General features: G+C 69.2%; 22 protein-coding genes and 5 tRNA genes. 13 read left to right on the top strand and 14 right to left on the bottom strand.

Features of this window, described 5'->3' with window-relative positions; all coding sequences use genetic code 11:
* Nucleotides 1–36 precede the first annotated feature (36 nt).
* The 6 genes from BEN78_00330 to BEN78_00355 all read right to left on the bottom strand — a co-directional run bounded on the left by BEN78_00330 (nucleotide 37) and on the right by BEN78_00355 (nucleotide 4,704).
* A complete protein-coding gene (locus tag BEN78_00330; GenBank protein ID ASR42092.1) occupies nucleotides 37–1,326 on the bottom strand; it encodes an ATP-dependent protease ATP-binding subunit ClpX in 1,290 nt (429 codons plus the stop codon).
* Between the two features lie 112 nt (nucleotides 1,327–1,438).
* Nucleotides 1,439–2,065: an ATP-dependent Clp endopeptidase, proteolytic subunit ClpP gene (locus tag BEN78_00335; protein ID ASR42093.1), complete on the bottom strand. Its 627-nt coding sequence runs from the start codon at nucleotides 2,063–2,065 to the stop codon at nucleotides 1,439–1,441.
* A 58-nt stretch (nucleotides 2,066–2,123) separates the two neighbouring features.
* Complete coding sequence (locus tag BEN78_00340; GenBank protein ID ASR42094.1) at nucleotides 2,124–3,431, bottom strand: trigger factor; 1,308 nt, start codon at nucleotides 3,429–3,431, stop codon at nucleotides 2,124–2,126.
* A 453-nt stretch (nucleotides 3,432–3,884) separates the two neighbouring features.
* Nucleotides 3,885–3,969: transfer RNA gene (locus tag BEN78_00345), tRNA-Leu, on the bottom strand.
* A gap of 507 nt (nucleotides 3,970–4,476) precedes the next feature.
* Nucleotides 4,477–4,552 (bottom strand) — tRNA-Lys (locus BEN78_00350).
* A gap of 75 nt (nucleotides 4,553–4,627) precedes the next feature.
* Nucleotides 4,628–4,704: transfer RNA gene (locus tag BEN78_00355), tRNA-His, on the bottom strand.
* Nucleotides 4,705–5,009: 305 nt separating this feature from the next.
* On the opposite strand from BEN78_00355, the gene BEN78_00360 reads away from it, so the two are divergent.
* The 3 genes from BEN78_00360 to BEN78_00370 all read left to right on the top strand — a co-directional run bounded on the left by BEN78_00360 (nucleotide 5,010) and on the right by BEN78_00370 (nucleotide 6,761).
* A complete protein-coding gene (locus BEN78_00360; protein ID ASR42095.1) occupies nucleotides 5,010–5,561 on the top strand; it encodes a hypothetical protein in 552 nt (183 codons plus the stop codon).
* 152 nt (nucleotides 5,562–5,713) lie between these two features.
* Complete coding sequence (locus tag BEN78_00365) at nucleotides 5,714–6,007, top strand: hypothetical protein (GenBank protein ASR42096.1); 294 nt, start codon at nucleotides 5,714–5,716, stop codon at nucleotides 6,005–6,007.
* A gap of 256 nt (nucleotides 6,008–6,263) precedes the next feature.
* Nucleotides 6,264–6,761, top strand: a complete 498-nt coding sequence (locus BEN78_00370; protein ASR42097.1) for a hypothetical protein — start codon at nucleotides 6,264–6,266, stop codon at nucleotides 6,759–6,761.
* Between the two features lie 159 nt (nucleotides 6,762–6,920).
* Here the strand turns inward: BEN78_00370 and BEN78_00375 are convergent.
* Nucleotides 6,921–6,997 (bottom strand) — tRNA-Arg (locus tag BEN78_00375).
* 32 nt (nucleotides 6,998–7,029) lie between these two features.
* Nucleotides 7,030–7,106, bottom strand: a tRNA-Pro gene (locus tag BEN78_00380).
* 146 nt (nucleotides 7,107–7,252) lie between these two features.
* Here BEN78_00380 and BEN78_00385 point away from each other — a divergent pair.
* On the top strand, nucleotides 7,253–8,014 hold the full coding sequence (locus BEN78_00385) for a hypothetical protein (GenBank protein ID ASR42098.1): 762 nt from the start codon (nucleotides 7,253–7,255) through the stop codon (nucleotides 8,012–8,014).
* Between the two features lie 87 nt (nucleotides 8,015–8,101).
* On the opposite strand, the gene BEN78_00390 is transcribed toward BEN78_00385, so the two are convergent.
* The 3 genes from BEN78_00390 to BEN78_00400 all read right to left on the bottom strand — a co-directional run bounded on the left by BEN78_00390 (nucleotide 8,102) and on the right by BEN78_00400 (nucleotide 9,897).
* The gene (locus tag BEN78_00390) at nucleotides 8,102–9,109 is read right to left on the bottom strand and encodes an isocitrate dehydrogenase (protein ID ASR42099.1); all 1,008 of its coding nucleotides are present in this window, start codon (nucleotides 9,107–9,109) and stop codon (nucleotides 8,102–8,104) included.
* A 141-nt stretch (nucleotides 9,110–9,250) separates the two neighbouring features.
* Entirely contained in the window at nucleotides 9,251–9,652 is a 402-nt protein-coding gene (locus BEN78_00395) for an alkylhydroperoxidase (protein ASR42100.1), read from the bottom strand.
* Nucleotides 9,649–9,897, bottom strand: a complete 249-nt coding sequence (locus tag BEN78_00400; protein ASR44798.1) for a glutaredoxin 3 — start codon at nucleotides 9,895–9,897, stop codon at nucleotides 9,649–9,651. The genes BEN78_00395 and BEN78_00400 overlap by 4 nt, the downstream gene beginning before the upstream one ends.
* Nucleotides 9,898–10,140: 243 nt before the next feature.
* Between BEN78_00400 and BEN78_00405 the strand changes: the two genes are divergently transcribed.
* The 7 genes from BEN78_00405 to BEN78_00435 all read left to right on the top strand — a co-directional run bounded on the left by BEN78_00405 (nucleotide 10,141) and on the right by BEN78_00435 (nucleotide 19,765).
* Nucleotides 10,141–11,778, top strand: a complete 1,638-nt coding sequence (locus BEN78_00405; GenBank protein ASR44799.1) for a peptidase — start codon at nucleotides 10,141–10,143, stop codon at nucleotides 11,776–11,778.
* Nucleotides 11,779–11,936: 158 nt separating this feature from the next.
* On the top strand, nucleotides 11,937–12,626 hold the full coding sequence (locus BEN78_00410; protein ID ASR42101.1) for a phosphate regulon transcriptional regulatory protein PhoB: 690 nt from the start codon (nucleotides 11,937–11,939) through the stop codon (nucleotides 12,624–12,626).
* 144 nt (nucleotides 12,627–12,770) lie between these two features.
* Nucleotides 12,771–14,099 carry a phosphate regulon sensor histidine kinase PhoR gene (locus BEN78_00415; GenBank protein ID ASR42102.1) on the top strand — a complete coding sequence of 443 codons (1,329 nt, stop codon included), beginning with the start codon at nucleotides 12,771–12,773 and terminating at the stop codon, nucleotides 14,097–14,099.
* A gap of 98 nt (nucleotides 14,100–14,197) precedes the next feature.
* Nucleotides 14,198–16,243: an RNA degradosome polyphosphate kinase gene (locus BEN78_00420; GenBank protein ID ASR44800.1), complete on the top strand. Its 2,046-nt coding sequence runs from the start codon at nucleotides 14,198–14,200 to the stop codon at nucleotides 16,241–16,243.
* Nucleotides 16,244–16,398: 155 nt separating this feature from the next.
* A complete protein-coding gene (locus BEN78_00425; GenBank protein ASR42103.1) occupies nucleotides 16,399–17,943 on the top strand; it encodes an exopolyphosphatase in 1,545 nt (514 codons plus the stop codon).
* Nucleotides 17,944–17,997: 54 nt separating this feature from the next.
* Nucleotides 17,998–19,242 carry a glycosyl transferase gene (locus BEN78_00430; GenBank protein ID ASR42104.1) on the top strand — a complete coding sequence of 415 codons (1,245 nt, stop codon included), beginning with the start codon at nucleotides 17,998–18,000 and terminating at the stop codon, nucleotides 19,240–19,242.
* Nucleotides 19,223–19,765 carry a phosphoesterase gene (locus BEN78_00435; GenBank protein ASR44801.1) on the top strand — a complete coding sequence of 181 codons (543 nt, stop codon included), beginning with the start codon at nucleotides 19,223–19,225 and terminating at the stop codon, nucleotides 19,763–19,765. The genes BEN78_00430 and BEN78_00435 overlap by 20 nt, the downstream gene beginning before the upstream one ends.
* 64 nt (nucleotides 19,766–19,829) lie before the next feature.
* Here the strand turns inward: BEN78_00435 and BEN78_00440 are convergent, their stop codons facing one another.
* The 3 genes from BEN78_00440 to BEN78_00450 form a co-directional block, all read right to left on the bottom strand.
* The gene (locus BEN78_00440; protein ID ASR42105.1) at nucleotides 19,830–21,209 is read right to left on the bottom strand and encodes a hypothetical protein; all 1,380 of its coding nucleotides are present in this window, start codon (nucleotides 21,207–21,209) and stop codon (nucleotides 19,830–19,832) included.
* A 78-nt stretch (nucleotides 21,210–21,287) separates the two neighbouring features.
* Nucleotides 21,288–22,736: a two-component system sensor histidine kinase CreC gene (locus BEN78_00445; protein ID ASR42106.1), complete on the bottom strand. Its 1,449-nt coding sequence runs from the start codon at nucleotides 22,734–22,736 to the stop codon at nucleotides 21,288–21,290.
* Nucleotides 22,737–22,745: 9 nt separating this feature from the next.
* Nucleotides 22,746–23,426, bottom strand: coding sequence for a two-component system response regulator CreB (locus BEN78_00450; protein ASR42107.1), 681 nt, complete (start codon nucleotides 23,424–23,426; stop codon nucleotides 22,746–22,748).
* 68 nt (nucleotides 23,427–23,494) lie between these two features.
* Here BEN78_00450 and BEN78_00455 point away from each other — a divergent pair, with 68 nt between their 5' ends.
* Both BEN78_00455 and BEN78_00460 read left to right on the top strand, forming a co-directional pair.
* Nucleotides 23,495–24,352, top strand: coding sequence for a hypothetical protein (locus BEN78_00455; GenBank protein ID ASR44802.1), 858 nt, complete (start codon nucleotides 23,495–23,497; stop codon nucleotides 24,350–24,352).
* Nucleotides 24,353–24,460: 108 nt separating this feature from the next.
* Nucleotides 24,461–25,048 carry an acyl-CoA synthetase gene (locus BEN78_00460; GenBank protein ID ASR42108.1) on the top strand — a complete coding sequence of 196 codons (588 nt, stop codon included), beginning with the start codon at nucleotides 24,461–24,463 and terminating at the stop codon, nucleotides 25,046–25,048.
* Nucleotides 25,049–25,163: the final 115 nt, after the last annotated feature.

Genomic DNA, 25,163 nt, shown 5'->3' on the forward strand with positions numbered 1-25,163 from the left:
CGCGGGCCCCGGAACGCTTCGTTCCGGGGGCTGCGGTCACTCGCCCGAGGAGGCGACCTTCTGCTCGGCGACCGGGGTCTCGTAGATCAAATACGGCTCGGACTTGTGCTCGATGACCGACTCGTCGACCACGACCTTGCTGACGCTCTCCAGCGACGGCAGCTCGTACATGGTGTCGAGCAGCACCGACTCGACGATCGTGCGCAGGCCGCGGGCACCGGTCTTGCGCTTGATCGCCTTCTTGGCGATCGCCGACAGCGCGTCGGGCCGGAACTCCAGCTCGACCCCTTCCATTTCGAACAGCTTGCGGAACTGCTTGCTGATCGCGTTCTTGGGTTCGGTCAGGATCTGGATCAGGGCCGGCTCGTCCAGTTCCTCGAGCGTGGCGACCACCGGCAGGCGGCCGACGAACTCGGGAATCAGGCCGAACTTGATCAGATCCTCAGGCTCGACGTCGGCCAGCACCTTGCCGGTGTCGGCCTTGCGCTCGGAACTCTTGAGCTTGGCCCCGAAGCCGATGCCGCCGGCCTCGGTCGAACGCTGCTGGATCACCTTGTCCAGGCCCGCGAACGCGCCGCCGACGATGAACAGGATGTTCTTGGTGTCGACCTGCAGAAACTCCTGCTGCGGATGCTTGCGACCGCCCTGGGGCGGCACGCTGGCCACCGTGCCCTCGATGAGCTTGAGCAGCGCCTGCTGCACGCCCTCGCCCGACACGTCGCGGGTGATCGACGGGTTCTCGCTCTTGCGCGAGATCTTGTCGATCTCGTCGATGTAGACGATGCCCTGCTGCGCCTTCTCGGCGTCGTAGTCGCACTTCTGCAGCAGCTTCTGGATGATGTTCTCGACGTCCTCGCCGACATAGCCGGCCTCGGTGAGCGTAGTCGCATCGGCGATCGTGAACGGCACGTTGAGCAGGCGCGCCAGCGTCTCGGCCAGCAGCGTCTTGCCCGAACCGGTCGGACCGATCAGCAGGATGTTCGACTTGGCCAGTTCGACCTCGTCGTTCTTGCTGCGGCTCTCGATGCGCTTGTAATGGTTGTACACGGCCACGGCCAGCGTCTTCTTCGCACGCTTCTGGCCGATCACGTACTGGTCGAGCACCTCAAGGATCTCGCGCGGCTTGGGCAGCGAACTGCGCGCCGACTGCGCTTTCTCCTCGAGCTCCTCGCGAATGATGTCGTTGCAGAGCTCGACGCACTCATCGCAGATGAACACGCTGGGGCCCGCAATCAGCTTGCGCACCTCGTGCTGGCTCTTTCCGCAGAAGGAGCAGTAGAGGATCTTGTTGCTGTCGCCGGAACGACCCTGACGGTCTTCGCTCATGCCTTCGCCAAATCAGTATTGCGGTTACGTTTCGAGAATAGCACAGCGTCCGGCACCGCCCTCATGGGCGGTCCCGGCGCTCGCATGCCTGATGAATCAATGACTTGGAACGTCAGGCAGGGGTGATCGTCTCGTCGGGACGGCGCTCGAGCACCTGGTCGACCAGGCCATACTCGCGTGCGGCCTGTGCGCTCTTGAAGTTGTCGCGCTCGGTGTCGCGCGCGATCGTCTCGAACGGCTGGCCGGTGTGCTGAGCCATGATCTCGTTCAGACGCTGCTTCATCGACAGGATCTCCTTGGCATGGATATCGATGTCGGTGGCCTGGCCCTGGAAGCCGCCCAGCGGCTGGTGGATCATCACCCGCGAGTTGGGCAGCGCATAGCGCTTGCCCGCCGCGCCCGAAGCCAGCAGCAATGCGCCCATGCTGGCCGCCTGGCCGACGCAGATCGTGCTCACGTCCGGCTTGATGAACTGCATGGTGTCGTAGATCGCCATGCCGGCGGTGACCACGCCACCGGGCGAGTTGATGTACAGGTTGATGTCCTTCTCGGGGTTCTCCGCCTCGAGGAACAGCAACTGGGCCACGATCACGTTGGCCATGTGGTCGTCGATGCCGCCGACCAGGAAGATCACGCGCTCCTTCAACAGGCGCGAGTAGATGTCGTACGCGCGTTCGCCGCGGCTGGTCTGTTCGACCACCATCGGCACCAGGTTGAGGGCTTTGGTTTCGATGCTCATCAATCGTTCCGTGTCGGAGGGACGTCCGGCCCCGTTGGGCCGGCCGGACGGACGCCGCTTACCCCTGCGGGGCGATGGCGTCCTGGAAGGACAGCGGCTGCTCGGTGTGCTGGGCGCGCTCGGCGATCCAGTCGATCACCTGCTCTTCCATCACGCGGTTCTGCAGCCCCGACATCAGCTGGGGGTCGTTGCGGTACATCTCAATGACCTGCTGCGGCTCCTCGTAGGTCGAGGCGATCAGACGCATGGTCTCGTTCACGCGCTTGGGGTCGAGCTTGAGCTCGTTGCGGCGGGCAACCTCGCCCACCAGCAGCCCGACCAGCACGCGCTTGCGCGCCGGCTCCATGAAGCCGGTGTGCGCGTCCTCACCCACATTCGGGTTCTGGCCGTTGCGACGGGCCTGCTCGACGGTCTGGCGCAGCAGCGACCGGGCCTCGGCCTCGACCAGCTTGGGCGGCAGTTCGACATGCGCGAACGCGGCGACCAACTGCTCGCCGACCTCGCGGCGCAGACGGTTCATCAGCGCGCCCTTGAGCTCGCGCTCCAGGTTGCTGCGGATCTCGGTGCGGAACTGGTCCATCTCGCCGCTCTTGACGCCGAAGCTGCGGATGAACGCTGCATCGACCTCAGGCAGCTGCTGCTCGGAGACCTGCTCGATCTTGACGTGCACGGTGGCCTGCTTGCCGGCCAGCTGCGGCACGCGCCAGTCCTGCGGGAAGCTGACTTCGATCGTCTTTTCCTCGCCCTTCGACAGACCGACCAGCGCCTCCTCGATCTGCGGGAACATCGCACCCGAACCGAGCACGGTGACGCCCCGCTCGGCGCCCTCGGCCGGCAGGCGCTCGTCGCCGATCTGCGACCAGGTCTCGACATCGACCGCGTCGCCGGTCTGCGCGCCGCGCGTGACCGCGCTCCAGCTGCGGCGCTGCAGGCGCAGGTTCTCGATCATGCGATCGATGTCGTCCTCGGCCACCTCGGCGGTGTGCCGCACGACCTGGAGCTTCTCCAGTTCGATGTCGCCGAAATCGGGCACGACCTCGAACGTGGCAGTGAACGCCAGTTCGCCCTCGTCCGCGGCTTCGGAAGGCGCGATCTGCGGCTGGCCGGCCAGACGCAGCGCGTTCTCGCGCACGCCCTGATCGAAGCCTTCGCGCAGCAGCCCGTCGAGGACCTCGGCACGGACCTGCTCGCCGAACCGCTGCTCGACGACCTTGGCCGGCACCTTGCCGGGCCGGAAGCCCTTGAGCCGCGTGGTCCGCGCGATCTCGCGCAGACGGCCAGCGACCTGGGTCTCCAGGCGTTCGGATGGCACACGGAACGTCATCCGGCGTTCCAGGGTGCCCAGCGATTCGACCGAAACTTGCATATCCACTCCTGCGCTGCGGACGGCGCCGCACGACTCTGACTTGTTGGGAAATTGGTTCCGACGGCGGCCAGCCGCGCGCGACCTGCGCGGCTGGCGACGGAACGGCGTAGTTTGGCCGATTCGGGGGCTGGCCGCCACCGGGCGGCGCGCTGGGGGTGTGATCCGGGCGACCTGGGGTGGCGGCCAAGGCCCGGACGGGCCGGGTGCGGCGCTGGGTTAGCGCGCGAGGGCCGCAGGGGTGCTTGCGCCCTGCCGCCAAGCTCGCAGGGTCGCGGCGCGGGCGCGCGACGGCGCGCCCTGCTCCCAACGCCCTCTCCAAAAGCCCACGGCGTCACGATCCCCACGCGCGAGCGCGCGTTCTTCATCGGGGAAGCCTCGAACAGCCCGCGGCGTCACGACCCGGGCGCGCGACGGCGCGCCAGCCAGGACCGGCGCTTTGAGTTCCACCTGGCGTGGTGCGAAAGGCGGGACTCGAACCCGCACGCCTTGCGGCACTGGTACCTAAAACCAGGGCGTCTACCAATTCCGCCACTTTCGCTTCGTGCCCGCCTGGCGGACGGCGGCATCGTAGTCGATCGCAGCCTCCGCGCCCATCCCACCCTTCTCCGGCCATGCGCAGCAGGCGAACCGCAGGTTCGAATCCTCCGGCCAAGCCCAAAACGAAAACGCCCGGCAATGCCGGGCGTCTTTCGTAACTGGTGGGCCGTCAAGGGTGAGCCCGGGCGGCTCGCGAACCACTGGTTCGCGCCCGGGCGAACGCCATGCGCGCTGCGCATGGCCGGGCCTGCGCAGCAGGCGAACCGCAGGTTCGAATCCTCCGGCCAAGCCCAAAACGAAAAAACGCCCGGCGGTGCCGGGCGTCTTTCGTAACTGGTGGGCCGTCAAGGGTGAGCCCGGGCGGCTTGCGAACCACTGGTTCGCGCCCGGGCGAACACCATGCGCGCTGCGCATGGCCGGGCCTGCGCAGCAGGCGAACCGCAGGTTCGAATTCCGCGACCAAGCCCAAAACGAAAAACGCCCGGCGGTGCCGGGCGTCTTTCGTAACTGGTGGGCCGTCAAGGATTCGAACCTTGGACCTATTGATTAAGAGTCAACTGCTCTACCAACTGAGCTAACGGCCCGATGAAGCGGGCGCGCATTGTAATACCGCCTTGCGCGCCGATGCAACACCGCAGGGGCATCGCATCTTGAAACGGTGGGGTGGCTGAGGGGATTCGAACCCCCGACCACTGGAATCACAATCCAGTACTCTAACCAACTGAGCTACAGCCACCACAGATCCGCATCGCCTGCCGACCCAAGAGTCGCCCGGCGGCCGCGCATTCTATCCCGAAACGCATGGCAAACGACATGCTTTCGAGACGGCCCGCGCGGCGGGCGCGCATTGTAGCGCGGCACCGACCGAAATGGCAGCGCATCGTGTGCGATGTCCGCATGCGCGCCGCGCCACGAATGCGCGTGATGCCCGCCCAGGCGTCGGTCTGCTCACACGCCTCCCACGCATGCGCGGCAATAACCCCGCCAGACCGCAACCGGCCGCCCTCGCCGGCCCGCCATGCTTTCGGGACAGACCCGCCGATGACCGCAACGCCCGCCCTGCTCATCCTCGACATGATCAGCACCTTCGACTTTCCTCGTGGCGCGCCGCTGCGCCGCGCCGCGATCGACATCGCACCCAGGCTGGCCCGGTTGAAGCGGCGCGTGCACGAACAAGGTGGCCTGTGCCTGTATGCCAACGACAACACCGGCGCCTGGCGCTCGGACTTCGCAGCGCTGGTCACGTTGGCACGGGCCTCGAAAGCCGAACCGATCCTCGACCACCTCGAACCGCAGCCCGACGACGCGCTGATCCTCAAGCCGCGCCATTCGGCGTTTCACCAGACGGCCCTGCACTTCATCCTGGAAAGCCGCAGGATCCGCCGACTCCTGGTCACCGGCGTGTCGACCGAGGCCTGCGTGCTCGCCACCGCGCTGGATGCGCGCATGCTGGAGATTGATGTGGCGGTCGTGGCGGACTGCGTCGCCGCGAGCAGCGCGCAACGTCACCGGGATGGGCTCTCGGTGCTGCGGCATTGCGATTTTCCCGTCGTGCGCGCGAGCGCCGCACTGTCCGTCTTCGACCGCGGCTAGGCTGATGCACAGCGAGGGCCTCATGAGTGCCCTCACGCTTCGCGCGGCGCATGCAAACTTGTCACGCCCATTCAGCGATGTCGCCGCGATGCTCACGGCCTGATCGCGAACCCGACTGCCATGTTGCGGGACCTTCTTCACCGTGGTCGCACATGCCTCATCGGAATCTCGACACGCTGTTTGCCGCATGGGAAGGCGAACTTGTATTGCTCCTTGAGGCGAAGCCCGGGATCGAAGAGTTCTGGCAGCACTGGCACGAGCGTGAAGCGGTGATCGAACGACTCGTCACGCCCGAACTCGCCACCTTTGCGGACGCTGCGTTCGGCCGGTTGCTGAGGCTGGCCGAGGCGCACGGCTATGGCCGTCGCCCCCGTCGCACGGCCGAGGATCAGACCACAGATACGGCAGCGACGCCTCCTGCACCCAACGCCCATTCGAAGCGCTAAGGCGTGCCTGGCGGACCACACGGTACGCGGCAATCGCGCAATCACGACGCGCGGCATTGCGACGCCGGGCACGCACGCAACTGGCGTCATGCCATCACATGTGCTTTGCACGTGCGCGCCCGGCACCGTGCCGCACCGCACTGGCATCGGCGGTTCACCTTTGCAGACCTCGCGCCTCACGAGGCCTGCCACCTCACGCACCCCCGACGACGCGATCCTTAAACAGAGCGTCCCGTTCCCCAAAGGAGAGATTGCAATGGCAGTCAAGACGCTCGAAGAGTTGTTCATCCACGAACTCTCGGACACCCATTCGGCCGAACGCCAAATGGCGAAGGCGCTGCCGCGCCTGGCCCGTGCGGCCGACAATCCGAAGCTGGCGGCGGCGTTCGAAGCGCATCTGGAAGAGACCAACCTGCAGATCGAGCGCCTCGACCGTGTAGTCGAATTGCTGGACACGCGCCTGAAGCGCATCAAGTGCGCAGCGATGGAAGGCCTGGTCGAAGAAAGCAAGGAAGTCATCGACTCGATCGACAAGGGCCCGCTGCGCGACGCTGCGCTGATCGGTGGTGCACAGAAGGTCGAGCACTACGAGATCGCGTCCTACGGCACGCTGTGTGCGCTCGCCAAGCAGCTCGGCTACACCGACGCGGTCAAGCTGCTGCAGGAGACGCTGGCCGAGGAAAAGGCCACCGACGAGAAGCTGACGCTGCTGGCCGAACAGGGCGGCAACCAGGCTGCGGCCGAGAACGCCTGATCGCGGAGACGGGCCGGGCGCAACGCCCGGCCCGATGCGGCGCGTGCTTCGATGCACGCGCCACCGCAGGCCTGACGACCGAAGCGTCCGATCAGGCGCCCGAATTGCCCGGAGATTTGTCAGGAGGGGCGGCAGCAGCTGCCACAAGCCATGGATTCATGGCGCGCCCGACAGGAATCGAACCTGTAACCCCCGACTTAGAAGGTCGGTGCTCTATCCGGTTGAGCTACGGGCGCCCGCGGGACACGCTGCGACCGGGCTCGCCGGGTGGTCGGGGTAGAGGGATTCGAACCCCCGACATCCTGCTCCCAAAGCAGGCGCGCTACCAGACTGCGCTATACCCCGCCGGAATCGAGCGGTCGAATCGCCCGCCGGAAGGCCGGAGGACCCCGGCATTGTCGGAAGGCGCAGCCGCGCTGTCAACGCGCCACCCAAGCGCCGCGGTGTATCCTGCCCGGCGATCCGAACATGAACCATCAGGGGCTTACTCGATGCGCAGCGGCAATCCCACGCTTCAGGAATCCACGTTCCTCGACCTCGCCAGCGGCAGCGTCGTCACCCGCGACGGGGAGGCGATGACGCTCAACGGCACGGTCAACAAGACCGGGCTGCTGCTCCTGCTCGCCGTCCTGACGGCCGCCTTCGCCTGGACGCAGGCCGTGGGCCCGGATGGCACGCCGACGGCCAGCTTTGGGCTGTACGCCTGGGGCGGCGCGATCGGCGGCCTGATCCTGGCGCTGGTCACGGTGTTCAAGAAGACCTGGGCGCCGGTCACCGCGCCGATGTATGCACTGGTCGAGGGGTGCTTTCTCGGCGCGATCTCGGCGATGTTCGAGGCACGCTTCCCGGGCATCGTGATGCAGGCAGTGATGCTGACTTTCGGCACGCTGTTCGCGCTGCTGGCGGTGTATCGCAGTGGTCTGATCAAGGCGACCGAGAACTTCAAGCTCGGTGTGGCGGCCGCCACTGGCGGCATCGCGCTGGTCTACCTGGTGACGATCGTGCTGAGGCTGTTCAACATCGAGGTGCCGCTGATCCACGACTCCGGCCTGATCGGCATCGGTTTCAGCCTGTTCGTGGTCGTGATCGCAGCGCTGAACCTGGTGCTGGATTTCGACTTCATCGAGACCGGTGTCGAGCACGGGGCGCCGAAGTACATGGAGTGGTACGGCGCATTCGGCCTGATGGTCACGCTGGTGTGGCTGTACGTCGAGTTCCTGCGCCTGCTGGCGAAGCTGCAGTCGCGCGACTGAGCCGCCGCGCCGGGATCGCATCCTCGCAACGCCGGATACAACAAGGGCGCCGAATGGCGCCCTTGTCGTGTGAACTGGCCGGAGGCCTCAGAGGCGCGAGGCGATCGCCTGCGCGAAGCCCATCGTGGTGCCGGTGCCGCCCAGGTCCGGGGTCACACCGTCCTTGGCATCGAGCGTGGCGACAATCGCGCCGCGCAGCCGCTGCGCCTGCTCGGGCAGGGCCAGGTGATCGAGCATCTGCGCGGCGGCCAGCAGCAGCGCACAGGGATTGGCCACGCCCTTGCCGGCGATGTCCGGCGCCGAGCCGTGCACGGCCTCGAAGATCGCCGCGTCCTTGCCGATGTTGGCACCCGGGGCCAAGCCCAGGCCGCCGACCAGACCGGCGCACAGGTCGGAGATGATGTCGCCGAACAGATTCGTGGTCACGATGATGTCGAACTGCTCGGGGCGCATCACCAGCTGCATGCAGGTGTTGTCGACGATCATCTCGTTGGCCTCGATCTCCGGATAGTCGGCCGCGACCTCGCGGGCGACCTTCAGGAACAGACCCGAGGTGCTCTTGAGGATGTTGGCCTTGTGGACGATCGTGACCTTCTTGCGGCCGGTCTTGCGCGCCAGGTCGAACGCGTAGCGCACGATGCGCTCCGAGCCCTTGCGGGTGATGCGGGTGATCGACACCGCGGTCTCGCCGTCGGCCGACACTTCCTGGCCTTCGCTGATGTAAGACCCTTCGGTGTTCTCGCGGATCGTGATCAGGTCGACGCCGCTGGCAAAGCGCGAGCGGGTGTTGGGGAACGAGGTCGCCGGGCGGACGTTGGCGTAGAGATCGAACTGGCGACGCAGTTCGACGTTGATCGAGCTGAAGCCGCCGCCCACCGGCGTGGTCAGCGGGCTCTTGAGCGCGACCGCGTTGCGGCGGATCGATTCGAGCGTCGCGGCCGGCAGCAGTTCGCCGTGCTTGTCGAGCGCCATCAGGCCGGCGTCGGCGTCCTCGTACTTGAGCCCCAGCTGCATCGCGTCAAGCACGTGCAGCGTGGCATCCATGATTTCCGGGCCGATACCGTCGCCGCGGATAACCGTAATCGTGTGCGTCATGTCGGGGGGAGGTCCCTGCGCAGGGGACACCGCGCTGCGCGCGGCGCCAGGGTGAAATGAAGGAAGAAAACCGCCGTATTATGCCCGATGCGCCCAGACGGCCCCAAACCGGGGCTCGCACGCGCGCGGCACCTGGCGGGCTCAGCCGTGGTCGTGGCCGGCAGGCGCGGTGGCCTCGCCCTGCTCCAGCCGGTCGAGGAAATCGACCGCCCGGCGCAAGTGCGGGATGACGATGCTGCCGCCCACGACCAGGCCCACCGAGAATGTCTCGAACAGTTCCTCGCGGCTCGCACCGGCGTCCTTGCACTGGGCGACGTGGTAGCTGATGCAGTCGTCGCAGCGCAGGACCAGCGAGGCCACCAGCCCCAGCAATTCCTTGGTCTTCACGTCGAGCGCGCCGGCCTGGTAGGTCTGGGTATCGAGCGCGAAGAAGCGCCGCACCACCTGGTTGGGCTCGGCGAGGATGCGCTCGTTCATGCGCTTGCGGAACGCGGTGAACTCGGCGAGCCGGTCGCCCTCGCCTTCGGTCTGGGCGCTGCTCACGAAGCCGCGCCCTCGACCAGCGGCAAAAAGCCGCCCTGGCGGTGCAACGCCATCATGTCGTCGTAGCCGCCGACGTGGGTCTGGCCGACGAAGATCTGCGGCACGCTGGTGCGGCGCGCACGTTCGACCATGCGCTGGCGCTCGTCGGCATCCAGGTCCACGCGCACCTCGCGCCACGACAGGCCCTGGCTCTTGAGGAAGTTCTTCGCGGCCGCGCAGTAGCCGCAGATCGCGCTGGTGTACATGACGATCTCCGGCGCCGCCGGGTCGGTGGATGGGCTGGTCAAGATCGGTCTCCGGGGAAACTTGTTCCGCCATTGTCGGTCAAAGCCGGGTCACGGGGCGATGATGTCGCGACCGCGGCGTGCCGCCGGCTTAACATGGGATTCACGCCTGTGCCTGAGCCCGCCGGCATGCTGGTTGCGCGGCCCCGCCCATCCGACTTCGAGCCGATGCCCACGATCCGACTCCGCTGCTTTCCTTTCCGCATTCGACTGCTGCCGTCGGCGGTCGCCCTGGCACTGGTCGCAGCATCGGTCGGTGCGCCGGCCCAGGACACCCGGCTGCCGGACATCGGCTCGTCGGCCGGCACGGTGCTCAGCCCCGCCAAGCAATCGGAATACGGGCAGATGCTGCTGGCGCAGCTGCGGCACTACAACTACGTGCTCGAAGACCCCCTGGTCGAGAACTGGCTGCGCGCCACCGGCACGCGGCTGGCGGCCTCGAGCGACCGGCCGCAGCAGCCTTTCACCTTTTTCATGATGCGCGACCGCAGCATCAACGCCTTCGCCACACTTGGCGGCTACATCGGCATGAACGCCGGCCTGGTGCTGGCGGCCGAGAGCGAGGACGAAGTGGCCGCGGTGCTGGCGCACGAGGTCGCGCACGTGACCCAATCGCACGTGCTGCGCGGTGTCGAGCGCGCCCAGCGCGACCAGGTGCCGATGCTGCTGGCGATGCTCGGCGCGATCGCGGTGGCCTCGCAGAGCAGCAGCAGTTCCTCCGACGATGCCGCGATGGCGGTGCTGGCAGGCGCCCAGGGCTTGGCCCTGCAGCGCCAGATCGACTACACCCGCTCCAACGAGTCGGAGGCCGACCGGCTCGGCATCCGCACCCTGGCGCGCAGCGGCTACGACCCCGAGGCGATGGCTTCGATGTTCGAACGCATGCAGGCGGTCTCGCGCACCAATCAGGGTGGCGAACGCGAGCGGTTGCCCGACTATCTCAAGACCCACCCGGTCACCACGACCCGCATCAGCGAGGCGCGCGACCGCGCAGAGCGCATGGCCCGCGATACGGTCCAGGTCACCACCACGACGCCGCAGGGCTCGCGCGTGGAGCGCGTGCCGGTGGACGGCGCGCCGGAGGCGCCGCTGCGCGCACTCGACAACCCGTTGCTGCCGGCCGCCCTGCGCCTGCCACCCGGTGCCACCGGCGGCACCGATCCGGTGCAGTTCGGCTGGGCGCGCGAGCGGCTGCGGGTGCTCAGCGCCAATACACCGGCGCAGGCGATCCGCGAGTACGAGGCGATGCGCCGCAGCGGCAGCCTGACCGATGCCCAGCGCTATGGGCTGGCCTTTGCCCGCCTGCGCGCCAACGAGGCCGAGGTCGCCGCACGCGAACTTTCGGCCCTGCTCGACACCTATCCCGGCGATGTCTGGCTGTCGCTGGGCATGGCCGAGGCCGATGCGCGCGCAGGCCGCGCCGCGGCCGCCGACCGGCGCCTGGAGGCGCTGGTGGAGCGGATGCCGCGCAATCCGGCGGTCGTGCTGAGCTATGCGACGCTGCTGCTCGAGCGCGACTCGGCCGAGTCCGGGCGCCGCGCCCAGGCGCTGCTGCGGCCGCTGCTCAACGGCTCGAGCGAAGACCCCGCGTTCCAGCGTGCGTTCGCCCGCGCCAGCGAGATGGCCGGCGACCCGGTGCGGGCAGGCGAAGCCTGGGCCGAGGCGGCGTTCCTGGGGGGCCGCGCGGAGCAGGCGCTGATCCAGCTCAACACGCTCAAGAAGCGCGACGATCTGGACTACTACGCCCGGGCGCGGATCGACGCGCGGATCGCCGCGATCACGCCGATGGTGCTGGAACTGCACCGCCAGGGCGTCCGCGACGAGGACCTGCGCCGGCGCTGACCGGGGGGGTCCGGGCAGGCACCGCGTCCACGGGGCCCTGCCGGCTGCGGCTGCGGCTGCGCTGCGGCGTTGCGGCGTCCAGACATTCGGCCGCCCCTGTCACCGGTCCGTCATAAAACTGTCGTGTAATGGGGCTCCCCGGTCCTACGGAAGGCTCCATGCAGAAGCGCATCCTCATCGTCGACGACGAACCGGCGATCCGCGACATGGTCGCGTTCGCGCTGCGCAAGGGCGAGTTCGAGCCGATGCACGCCGGCGACGCGCGCGAGGCCCAGTCGGCGATCGTCGACCGCGTGCCCGACCTGATCCTGCTCGACTGGATGCTGCCGGGCACCAGCGGCCTGGAACTGGCCCGGCGCTGGCGCAAGGACGCGCTGACCCGCGACATCCCGATCATCATGCTCACCGCGCGCGGCGAGGAGAACGATCGCGTGGGCGGGCTGGAGGCCGGCGTCGACGACTACGTGGTCAAGCCGTTCTCGGCGCGCGAACTGCTGGCGCGCATCCGTGCGGTGATGCGCCGGGCACGCGACGACGACGAGGACGGCAGCGTGACGGTGGGGACGCTGCGCATCGACGGCGCGGCGCATCGGGTGTTTGCCGGCAACGAACCGGTGCAGATCGGCCCGACCGAATACCGCTTGCTGCACTTCTTCATGACCCATCCCGAGCGCGTCTACAGCCGCTCGCAGTTGCTCGACCATGTCTGGGGCGGCAGCGTCTATGTCGAGGAGCGCACGGTCGATGTGCACATCCGCCGGCTGCGCAAGACGCTCGAGCCGAGCGGACTGGACGGCATGGTGCAGACCGTCCGCGGCGCCGGCTATCGGTTCTCGGCGTCGGTGTGAGGTCCGTCCCGCGCGGCGCGTGCGTCCACGCTTCGGTCGACCTGCCCCGCGGCGCCATCACACAGCAGCGCCGCACGCCGCAGGCGCGCGACGGCGCGCTCGCCCTCGCAGACCTGTCCGCCCACTTTGCCTAGACTTGCCACCATGCCTCCTCGTCTCCACGCCGCCTGGACCCGCACGCTGTTGCAGCTCGGGGCCGTGCTCGCGGCCGCGATGATTGTCGGGGCCCTCGTCGGCCATGCATGGATGGCGCTGGCACTTGCCGCGTTGGGCGTGGTCGCCTGGCACTACTGGAAGCTCTACGACCTGCTGCGGCGGCTGACCTCGCGCAGCCGGGTCCCGCCGCCGCAAGGCGACGGGGTCTGGCAGGAAACCGACCGGCTGCTGCACCGCGGCCAGCAGGACATGCGCAACCGCAAGCGGCGCCTGATTGCAATGCTGCGCGCCTACCGCGCGGTCGCCGCGGCATTGCCCGACGCGGTGGTGGTGGTCGAGCGCAACAGCCAACGCGTGCAGTGGGTCAACCGCGCGGCAACCACGCTGCTCGGCCTGCAGATGCCACGCGACATCGGCCGCCCGGTCGGCGCGGCGTTGCAGCCGCTGCCGCTGGCGCACTGGCTGGCCCAGGGCCGGCGCGCCGAACCATTGCTCGACGTGCCCTCGCCGTTCTCGTCGGGCACCCGGCTGGAACTGCGGCTGATTCCCTATTCCGAGGACCTGTGGCTGCTGCTGGTGCGCGACGTCACCCGCATGGTGCGCCTGGAGCAGATGCGTCGCGATTTCGTCGCCAATGTCTCGCACGAGCTGCGCACGCCACTGACCGTGGTCCACGGCTACCTGGACATGCTCGACCCCGAGGAGCAGCCCGAATGGGCACCGATGCTGCAGGAGATGCAGCGCCAGTCGCAGCGCATGACCCAACTGGTCGAGGACCTGCTCACGCTGTCGCGGCTGGAGGCGCAGGAGGGCGTCGGCGACGAGATCGTGTCGATGGCCTCGATGCTGGCCTCGCTGCGCCGGGAGCTGGAGATGCTCAGCCAAGGCCGGCATGCGATCGAGGTCGAGGATGCATCGGATACCGACCTGGTCGGGTCGACCCGCGAACTGCACAGCGCGTTCTCCAACCTGGTCAGCAACGCGGTGCGCTACACGCCGCCGGGCGGGCGCATCGCGATCCGCTATGCCGCGACGCGCGACGGCGGTGTCGCGCTGTCGGTGGACGATTCGGGCTACGGGATTCCGGCCGCGCATCTGCCGCGCATCACCGAGCGCTTCTACCGGGTCTCGACCAGCCGCTCGCGCGAGTCGGGTGGGACCGGGCTGGGGCTGGCGATCGTCAAACACGTGCTGCATCTGCACCAGGCGCGCCTGGAGATCGACAGCGAAGTCGGACGCGGCAGCCGCTTCGCCTGTCATTTCGCCGCCGAGCGCGTCCGCGCACGCGACCCCCATGTCACAGGAGCCTTCGGATGAGCCGTCCCCCTGCCCCCGGCAAGTCGCCGCGTCCGCGCCGGCCGGCCCGCAACGCCGGACGCGACGCCGCGCCGCCGCCCCAGACCGCAGGCGATCCGTTGCTCGATCCGGCGCTCTATCTCAACCGCGAACTGTCGCAGCTCGACTTCAATTTCCGGGTGCTGGCCCAGGCGCTCGACGACACGGTGCCGCTGCTCGAGCGGGTGAAGTACCTGTGCATCTCGTGCACCAATCTCGATGAGTTCTTCGAGATCCGCGCCGCAACCGTCCGCCACGCGCAGGACTTCGGCATGCCGTTACCGCCCGACGGCCTGCCGCCGGCGACGGTGCTCAAGCGCATCCATGAGCGGGCCGCGGCATTGGTCGAGGCGCAGTACGCCTGCTGGAACCAGATCCTGCGCCCAGCGTTGGGCACGGCCGGGGTGCGGATCCTCGGCCGCGACACCTGGACGGCGCGGCAGAAGCGCTGGCTGCGGGCGTACTTCCGCGAGGAAGTGATGCCGGTGCTCTCGCCATTGGGGCTGGACCCGGCGCACCCGTTTCCCAAGATCCTCAACAAGTCGCTCAACATCGTCGTGGTGCTCAAGGGCAAGGACGCGTTCGGCCGGATCGGCAATCTGGCGATCGTCCGCGCACCGCGCTCGCTGCCGCGGATCATCCAGTTGCCCGAGCGTGTATCGGGCGGCGAGTACGACTTCGTGTTCCTGTCGGCGGTGCTGTCAGAGTTCGTGCACGAGCTGTTCCCCGGCATGGACGTGCGCGGCGCCTACCAGTTCCGGGTCACCCGCAACTCGGAGCTGATCGTCGACGAAGAAGAGGTCGAGAACCTGGCGCTGGCGCTGCGCGACGAGCTCGCCGGCCGTGGCTATCTGCGCGCGGTGCGGCTGGAGATCGCGGCCAATTGCCCGAAGGTGATCGTGCGCACGCTGCTGCAGAACTTCGACCTGCCAGAGAACGCGGTCTACCGCATCGACGGGCCGGTCAACCTCAATCGCGTCAGTCAGATCTTCGATCTGGTGCAGCGCCCGGACCTGAAGTTCCCGACGTTCCAGCAGCGCCAGTTGCCGGGCAATGACGCGATGTTCGAGACCGTCGCCGATGGCGACGTGCTGTTGCATCACCCCTTCGACTCCTTCGCGCCGGTGCTCGAACTGATCAAACAGGCGGCCGAAGACCCGAACGTGCTGGCGATCAAACAGACGCTCTACCGCACCGGCAAGGATTCAGCGATCGTCGAGCACCTGGTCACCGCCGCGCGCAACGGCAAGGACGTCACGGTCGTTGTCGAGTTGCGCGCGCGATTCGACGAGGAGGCCAATCTGGGCCTGGCCGACCGGCTGCAGGAAGCCGGCGTGCAGGTGGTCTACGGCGTGGTGGGCTTCAAGACCCACGCCAAGATGCTGCTGATCGTGCGCCGCGAGGGCCGCAAGCTGCGCCGTTACGTGCACCTGGGCACCGGCAACTATCACGCCGGTACAGCGCGCGCCTACACCGATTTCGGATTGATCACCGCCGACCCGCAGATCGGCAACGACGTGCACCTGATCTTCCAGCAGCTCTCGGGGCTGGCGCCGGCGATCGAGCTCGAGCGCCTGCTGCAATCGCCGTTCACGCTGCAGCCCGGCGTCATCGCGCGGATCGAGCGCGAGACTCGGCACGCCGAGCAGGGCCGTCCGGCGCGGATCGTGGCCAAGATGAACGCCCTCAACGAGCCGCAGGTGATGCGCGCGCTGTATGCGGCCTCACAGGCTGGGGTGCAGATCGACCTGATCGTGCGCGGCGCCTGCGCATTGCGACCAGGCGTGCCCGGCGTGTCGGAGAACATCCGGGTGCGTTCGATCGTCGGACGGTTCCTGGAACACCATCGCGTGTACTGGTTCGCCAACGACGGCGATCCGGAACTGTTCTGCGCCAGTGCCGACTGGCTGGAACGCAATCTGCTGCGGCGCGTGGAGACGTGCTTCCCGATCCTCGACCCGCAGGTTGCGACCCGGGTGCGCACCGAGTCGCTGGACAATTATCTGGCCGACAACGTCAACGCCTGGGAGCTGCGCGAGGACGGCAGTTACGTGCGGCTCGCGCCCGAGGGCGATGCGATGCCGCACTCGGCGCAGAGTTGGCTGCTCGCGCGGCTGTGCGGCTGAGGCGACGGCGATCGGCGGGCGTTCGCTGCGCGGGGATGCGCGGGGACGCGCAGCATCGCGCGCGCCGTCACGGTTTGCGCGCCCGCGGCATGCTTTACCATGCGCACTTTCCACCGCCACGTGGCGCCGCGTGCGTCGCGCCACGCAGGACCGTGATGACTGGACAGGACACGCTCGCACTCGCCGATGCGCTGACGCCGCCGATCGAGGACGGCGACATGCTCGCTGCGATCGACCTGGGATCCAACAGCTTCCACATGATCGTCGCCCGCTACACGCTGGGTCAGCTGCGTGTGGTCGACCGCCTGCGTGAGACCGTGCGTCTGGCCGAAGGCCTGGATGCGCGCGGCGGTCTGGATGCGGACGTGCGCCAGCGCGCGTTGCAGTGCCTGTCGCGTTTCGGCGAACGCATCCGCGACATCCCGCCACAGCACGTCCGCGCGCTGGCCACGCACGCCGTGCGCCGGCTGGCCGCGCCGCAGGCCTTCCTGGTGCCGGCCGAGACCGCGTTGGGCCATGCGATCGAGATCATCGCCGGCCGCGAGGAGGCGCGCCTGATCTATCTGGGCGTCGCCCACGCGCAGCCGCCCAAGCCGGGCCACCGCCGGCTGGTCATCGACATCGGCGGCGGCTCGACCGAATGCATCATCGGCAGCGGCTTCGATGCGCTCGAGCGCGAGAGCCTGCAGGTAGGCTGCATCGCCAGCACGCGGCGCTTCTTCGCCAATGGCAAGTTGACCCGGCGTCGCTGGCGCGAGGCGCTGGCCGAAGTCGCCGCCGAGTTCCAGCAATTTGCCAGCACCTACCGCGCGCTCGGCTGGCAGGAAGTCGTCGGCGCCTCGGGCACCAACAAGGCGATCGGCGAGATCTGCGCGGCGATGAAGCTGACCAAGGGCGCGGTGACCGTCGACGCGCTGCCGGTCGTGCGCGACCGCCTGCTGCAGGCTGGCCACATCGATGCGATCGACCTGCCCGGACTGTCGGAGGACCGCCGGCCGATCATCGCCGGCGGGGTGCTGGTGCTTGAGGCCGCGTTCGAGGTGCTGGGCATCGAGCGCATGCACGTCAGCAAGGCGGCCATGCGCGAAGGCGTGCTGCACGACATGCTCGGCCGCCGCGGTGAGGCCGATCCGCGCGAGGCCTCGATCGAGGCGCTGGTCCAGCGCTACGGCATCGACGGCGCCCATGCGGCGCGGGTGGAGGCGACCGCGTTGCGGTTGTTCGACCAGGTCGCGCGGCCATGGCAGCTCGACGGCGACGACCTGCGCATGCTGGCCTGGGCCGCGCGCGTGCACGAGATCGGCCTGGTCATCGCGCACAGCCAGTACCACGTCCACGGCGCCTATGTGCTGGCGCATTCGGACATCGCCGGCTTCTCGCGCCAGGAGCAGCAGTTCCTGGCCGCGCTGGTGCGCTGCCACCGCCGCAAGGTGCCCAAGTCGGCCTTCGACGCCCTGCCCGACCGCCTGCTGCGCCAGGCCCGCTATACCGCCACGTTGCTGCGGTTGGCGGTGCTGCTGCACCGCAGCCACGAGCCCGACGAGATTCCGCAACTGCAGGCCAGCGTCTATGGCGATGCGCTGCGGTTGCAGGTCTCGCGGCACTGGCTCGAGGCCCGGCCGCTGCTGCGCGTGGACCTGGAGTGCGAGCCCGAGGACATCGGTGCGCTCGGCGTGAAGCTGGTGCTCGCCGCCGAGTAGACGCAGCGCGCGCCGGGCCGCCTGCCACTGTCACCATTCCGTCGCCGCGCGGTCATGGCGCCGGCATGTCGCGTCGCGATCATCGCCGCAGCCACGGCAGCGGACCGAACGATGCGCTACGCGATCGTCACCGACACCTACGCGCCCGACCTCAACGGGGTGGCGCTGACGCTGCAGACCTACGTCGCCGGCTTGCGCGCCCGCGGCCATGCGGTCGAGGTGATCCGGCCCCGCCCGCCGGGTGCGCCGTTGAGCGACGACGATGGCGAGTCGGCCGCGGTGCGGGTCCGCGGCCTGCGCCTGCCGCGCTACCCCTCGCTGCGCGTCGGGCTGCCGGTCCAGACACGCCTGCAGGCGGCCTGGCGTGCGCAACGCCCCGACGCGATCTACGTCGCGACCGAGACCCTGCTCGGCGGCTCGGCGATCCGCGCCGCGCGCGCGCTCGGTATCCCGGTCGTCACCGCGCTGCATACCCGCTTCGACCTGTACATGGCCGACTACGGCCTGCGCGCGCTGGCGCCACTGGCGCTGGCGTGGATGCGGCGCTTCCATGGCGGTGCCGATGCCACCGTGGTCGCGACCCAGGCGCTCGCCGCCTGGCTGCAGGCCCAGCGCATCGGCCATGCGGTCGTGCTGCCGCGTGCGGTGGATTGCGCGCAGTTCGACCCGGTGCGACGCGACCCGGCGCTGCGTGCGGCCTGGGGCCTCGCGCCGGGCGGACTGGCGGTGATCCATGTCGGCCGGCTCGCGGCCGAGAAGAACCTGCCGCTGGCGATCCACGCCTTCCGCCGGCTGCAGCAACAGCGACCGGAAGCGCGGATGGTGCTGGTCGGCGATGGCCCCCTGCGCGAACCGCTCGCGCGCGCCCACCCCGATCTGGTGTTCGCCGGCGCACAGCGCGGTGAGGCCCTCGGCCGGCACTTCGCCAGCGCCGACCTGTTTCTGTTTCCCAGCCGCAGCGAGACCTTCGGCAATGTCGTGCTCGAGGCCATGGCCAGCGGGGTGCCGCAGGTGGCCTTCGACCTGGGCGCGGCCTCCGAGCACCTGGTCGACGGTCTGCACGGCGCCCGGGTTGCGGACGACGCGCAGGGCGACGCGGCCTTCGTCGCCGCGGCGCTGCGGCTGGCCCAGGACGACGCCGGCCGCGCGGCGATGGCACTCGCTGGGCGCCGGGCGATGCAACGGCTGACGCCGGCCCAGGTCGCCGCCGACCTCGATGCGCTGCTGGCTGCGCCGCGCGCGCGCGCCGCCTCTGTTCCTGTCCGACAGGCCGACCACCATGCATACCGCGCCGCGTAGCCGTCTGCACCTCCACGACATGGGCTGGTGCCTGCGCGCCAACCGCGCCTGCACCCGGCTGTGGATCCGCCGCGGTTTTGCCGCCGTCAGCCGGCTCGGCGACGGTGTGTTCTGGTATGCGTTGATGACCGCGCTGGTGGTACTCGACGGCCTCGACGGCGCGCTCGCCGCCGCGCACATGGCGGCCACCGGCGCGGTGGCCCTGCTGATGTACCGTCGCCTGAAGCGCTGGACCAAGCGGCCGCGCCCATTCGCCGCAGACGTGCGCATCCGCGCCTGGGTCGCGCCGCTGGACGAGTTCAGCTTTCCATCCGGCCATACCCTGCATGCGGTCGCGTTCTCGATCGTGGCCATCGCGCACTACCCGGTGCTGGCGTGGTGGCTGGTGCCGTTCACGGCCGCAGTCGCCGCCTCACGTGTGGTGCTCGGCCTGCACTACCCCAGCGACGTGCTCGCCGCGACCGCGATCGGCGGCGCACTGGGCACCGTCTCGCTGTGGATCGCCGGCCTCTGGAGTCTGTAAGACTTCGGACACGACGCCACCGCGGACCGAAACCCGCGGTGGCGCCGCATGCGTCGTGATGCGCTCAGCGATCGGGCAGCGGCGGCGGCGTGGCGGCCGCCGGTGCCTCGGCCAGGGCGTACCAGTCCACACGCCGGGTCGTGAGCATGATCGCCGCCAGGATCGCGAACAGCAGACCGGCCCCGAGCACCAGCGCGTTGTCCTCCGAGATCAGCAGGCCGTAGAGCGCGGCGTAGAGGATGGCCAGCATTCCAGCGAAACCGGCGCCCCAAGCGCGGCTGCGCAGCACCGCCGACAGGTAGACGCCGATCAGGCCGATGCAGGCGACGCTGGCGGCCAGGTACGACCAGCCGAATGCGATGCGCTCCGACAGGCCGACCAGCAGCAGGAAGAAGATCGCCAGCGCCAGCCCGACCATTGCGTACTGGATCGGGTGGATGCGCAGCTGCCGCAGCATCTCGAACAGGAAGAACCCGGCGAAGGTCAGCAGCACGAACAGCACGCCGTACTTGCTGGCGCGATCGGCGCGCACGTAGGCATCCACCGGGTCGACCAGCGCGATACCCAGCGCGTCGATCCCGGCCTCGCCGTTCTCGCGCAGCATCGCCGCGGTGTCGCGCTCGGCGCGGGCGCCGTTGAGCACCTGCAGCTGCGCATCGCTGGCCAGCGAGGACACTGCCCACTCGGCGTGGAAGCCATCCTGACCGACCTCGCGCGCAGTCGGCAGGAAGCGGCCGTTGAACAGCGGATGGCGCCAGGGCGAATCCACCGCGACCCGGGTCTCGCTGGCCAGCGGCACCACGGCCAGCGTCTCGCTGCCCGACAGCGCCAGGTCCAGCGTGGTCCGCAGTTGCAGCCGGTCGCCGCTCGCAAGCGGCGCCAGCACCGTATGCAGGCCCGAGCCGAGGTCGCCGCCGGCGCCCTGCTTCAACTCGGCCTGCGCATCGTCGAGCCGCAGCCGCGGCGTTCCGCGCAGGCCACGCACATCGGTGATGCCGTAGCTGATGTACGGGCGGCCAATCCGGCGCGGTGCGACGGCGTCGCGGTCATCGGGGATGTGCACGTCGAAGCCGGCCCGCAACTGGCCTTCGAACACGTACATGCGCACTTCGTGCAGCCCCAGCCGTCGGGTGTAAGGCGCCATCGTGCCGGTCAGGTCCGTGGTGCTTGGAAAGAAGATCCAACGGCTCTCACGCTCGCGCTGCACGGTTCCGGTCGAGCGCCCGTTGGCGTCCTTCTCTTCCACCTCGACCGTTTCCACATACGGCACGACCAGCACTGGCGTGGTCAGGGTCTGGCTCCCCGCCTCGCTGCGGGCAATCCGCTCGACCGCATCGGCGCGATAGCGCTGGCGATCGAGGATCACGCCACGGATCATCAATAACGGCAACAGAATCGCCAGGCTCAGCCCGGCCACGATCAGGATCTTCAACGCCAACCGCATGGCACCACTCCAAATCTGGGAACGTGGCGGCAGCGTGCCCCGGTGAGGTGGGGCCACGATGGCGGCTGTGTGAAGTGGCTATGAAGTCGGGCGCGTCGCGCTCTCTCGCGGCAACTCGACCACCGCGAGCGCACCGCCGCCTTCGCGATTGTCGAGCGCGGCGCGACCGCCGTGCAGCGCCGCGACCTCGGCGACAAAGGCCAGGCCAAGGCCACTGCTGCGACTGCCGCCCCCGGGCCTGGGCAGCGAGTAGAACCGCTCGAACACGCGTGCCCGGGCGTAGTCGGGAATGCCTGGCCCGCGATCGCCGACCGTCACCCGCACACCGACTTCCGAAGCCGTCGCGGCGACTTCGACCGTCGCGCCTTCCGGGGAGAAGTCGCAGGCGTTGTCGACCAGATTGGCGATCATCTGTCGCAACAGGTAGGCATCGCCAGAGACCACCGCGTCGCGACAGGCCGGATCGATCGTCAACCGCACCGGCACGCGCCCCGGATCGGCCGCGAACGGTGCCACTGCCGCATCGAGCACATCGGCCAGCAGGACGCGCTCGGGCCGCTCGATGCGTTGCCGATGCTCGACCGCCGCCAGCGCCAGCAGTTTGTCGATCGTCTGGGTCATGCGCTCGCTCTGCGTGCGCACACTCGCTGCAAAACGCGCGCGGTCGTCATCGGGCAGCGGTTGCTCCAGCAGCTCGGCGGCACCGCGGATCGCCGACAGCGGTGCCTTCAGTTCGTGGGTCAGGCTGTGCACATAACGCTCGACGTACTGCTTGCCCTCGAGCCGCTCGCGCATCGTCTCCAGCGCCCGGCCCAGATCTGCGAACTCCCCGGCGCTGCGCGGCAGCGACGCGCGCTCGCCGGCAGTGACCGCATCGGCATAGCGGCGCAGCGCGCCGAGCTGGCGCGACAGCCACCAGGCCGCGAGCAGGCCGATCGCCAGTGCCGCGCCCAGCAGCACGCCGCCCCAGCGCAGGATCGTGGCCTGGCTGCGTGCGATGAACGGCGCGATGGTGCGATTGGGCTTGGCCACCGTCAGCACGCCGACGATACGGTGGCCGTCGCGGATGGGCGCGGCCACGTGCATGACCGAGCTCGCGTCGTCGTCCGGATCCAGGCGACTGGAACGCGCGCCGTAGCGGCCGCGCAGGGTCAGGTAGACATCGTTCCAGCGCGAGTAGTCGCGACCGACGTCGCGCCCGCTCGAATCGAACACCACGATGCCCTGGGCATCGGTGATGTAGATCCGGTAGGCAACGTCGGATTTGCGAAAGCCCCAGATCTCGGCATCGACGCGCCGCGCGGCGAGGGCGCGGAGGCGCGCTGCGAACCGGCCATCATCGATGCGCCCGGCCAGAAAGTCGTCGGTCGCCAGTTCGGCGAGCACGCCGGCGGTGTCGGCCAGTGTGTCCTCCATCGCCTGGCGTACACCCGGCTTGACCTCCTGGGTGAACACCCGCAGCAGCAGCAGCGCGGCGATCGCGACGATCGCAAAGTAGCCCAGCAGGATCCGCAGCCCGATCCGCATGGCGCGCCCTCAGTCCACATCCAGCGAATAGCCCAGGCCCCGGTGCGTGCGCAGCGGGTCGGCACCGGGCGTGATCGCGCGCAGCTTGGCGCGCAGCGTCTTGACGTGGGTATCGACGGTGCGGTCGCCGCTGTCGGGGGCGTCCTCCCAGACCCGATCCATCAGCTGCGCACGCGAGAGCACCGCGCCCGGGCGTGTGAGCAGTGCCGCCAGCAGGCCGTACTCGTAGCGCGTCAGCTCGAGCGGCTGCCCGTGGTAGCGGATACGCAATCCGGCGCGGTCATGCTCGAACGCACCGGCGCGGGCGACCTCGCGGCCTTCGGTGGTCGGCGCGGGACGTCGCAGCGCCACGCGCACGCGGGCGACGAGTTCGCGCAGCGAGAATGGTTTGGCGACATAGTCCTCGGCGCCGAGCTCGAAGCCGAGCACGCGCTCGGCTTCGGCCGCCTGGGCGGTCAGGAAGATCACCGGCAACGGCGCGTGCCGGCGCAGATCCGCGCACAGGGCGAAGCCGCTGACATCCGGCAGCCCGACGTCCAGGATGGCCAGATCGAAGGTCTCGGCCAACGCCGCGGCAAGCGCCGTGCGGCCGTCGAGACAATGTCGTATCTGGTGGCCCTCGGCACGCAGCGCGTAGGCGACGGTGTCGGCGATGGCGGACTCGTCCTCGACGAGCAGGATGCGGGACATGGCACGGCGCGGGTGGAAACCGCGCACAGCATACGGCGTGGCCCGTCGCGCGCCGCTACCCTATGCCGATGAACTACCGCCACGCCTTCCACGCCGGCAATCACGCCGACGTCCTCAAGCATGTCGTGCTGCTCGCGATCTGCGACGCGCTGGCGCTCAAGCCGGCGCCCTGCTTCGCGCTCGACACCCACGCCGGCGCTGGTCTCTACAGTCTGGTCGACGACGCTGCGCGCCGGACCGGCGAGGCCGAGGCCGGCATCGGTCGCCTGCAGGCCACGCCGCCGGAGGTGCCGGCGATCGCGCGCTACCTGGACGCGATCGCGGCCTGCCGCGCCGCCCATGGCGCCGACGCCTATCCCGGCTCGCCCTGGCTGCTCGCCCATGCCCTGCGCGCGCAGGACCGGATCGCCTGCTGCGAGATCGAGCCTGGCGCATTGGCCGCGCTGCGCCAGGCGGTCGGCCGCGACCCGCGCGTGGCGGTGCATGCGCGTGACGGCTACGAGGCCTGCCGCGCGCTGCTGCCGCCGCGGCACGGCGCGCAGAAGTTCGCCCGTGGCCTGGTGCTGATCGACCCGCCTTACGAAGCCCAGCGCGCGGAGTTCGACGTCGCCCTGCCCGCGATGCGCGACGCGCTGTCGCGCTGGTCGCAGGCGACCCAGGCACTGTGGTACCCGATCAAGCAGCGACGCACGCTCACCCCGTTCCTGCGCGACGCCGGCCGGCTGCAGAGCCACTCGACCCTGGTGGTGGAACTGCTGGTCCGGGGCGACGATTCGCCGCTGCGGATGAACGGCAGCGGGCTGCTGCTGGTCGACCCGCCCTGGTCGCTGGCCGACACGCTCGCGCCAGCGCTCGACGCCTTGCGCCGGACCCTGGGCGAGGCCGGCGCCGACACCCGCCTGCACTGGCTGCGCGAGCCGGCCTGAGGACCGCGCAGGATGTGGCAGAGACTGCGGCGCTTCGCAGTCTGCCTTCACGGTACCTGAATCGCGGAGTTGGGTATGGTCGGCCCCACCCTTCCAGCCCGACCTTCGATGACCGCACGCAACCGCCTCCCTCCCTGGCACGAGGAAATCCGTCTCGCGAACGGCCGCCAGGTGTTGATCCGGCCGATCCGTCCCGCCGATGCCGACCCGCTGCGCGCGGCCTTCGCGCTGCTGGAACCCGACGAGGTCCGCCAGCGCTTCCTGTACGCCAAGAAGGAGCTCTCGCCCGAGACCGCGCTTCGGCTGACCCAACCCAACCCCAAGTCGGAGTTCGTGCTGGTCGCCGCCGAGCCGATGACGCCGGGCGAGGCGCTGGTCGGCGCGGTGGCACGCGCCGCGATCCTGCCCGGCACCCGGCATGCCGAGTTCCACATTCTGGTCAGCCACTACGTGGCCGGCATGGGGCTGGGGCGTCATCTGATGCGGCGGCTGGTGCGCTGGGCCAAAGGCAAGCGCCTGGACCGGCTGTACGGCGATGTGCTCGAAGAAAACGAGCCGATGCGCGCGCTGGCCAGGTCGCTCGGCTTCCAGCAGACCGCCGGCGAGGCGCCGGGCATGATCCGGGTCTCGCTGGATCTCAAGCGCAGCGCCCCCGAGGGCAGCGGCGCCGAGGCGCCGCATCTGCCGCTGGGTTGAGCCACGGTCTGCGCAGCAGCGCTGGCCAGGTCCGCCGATCGCGGCATCGCGCACAGCCGCACGCCGCGCCCTGTCTCAGGGCGCGAGACCGCTTCGTTTAGACTGACAGGTTGAT

The organism is Xanthomonas citri pv. mangiferaeindicae (genome assembly GCA_002240395.1).
GTDB classification, from domain to species: Bacteria; Pseudomonadota; Gammaproteobacteria; order Xanthomonadales; family Xanthomonadaceae; genus Luteimonas; species Luteimonas citri_A.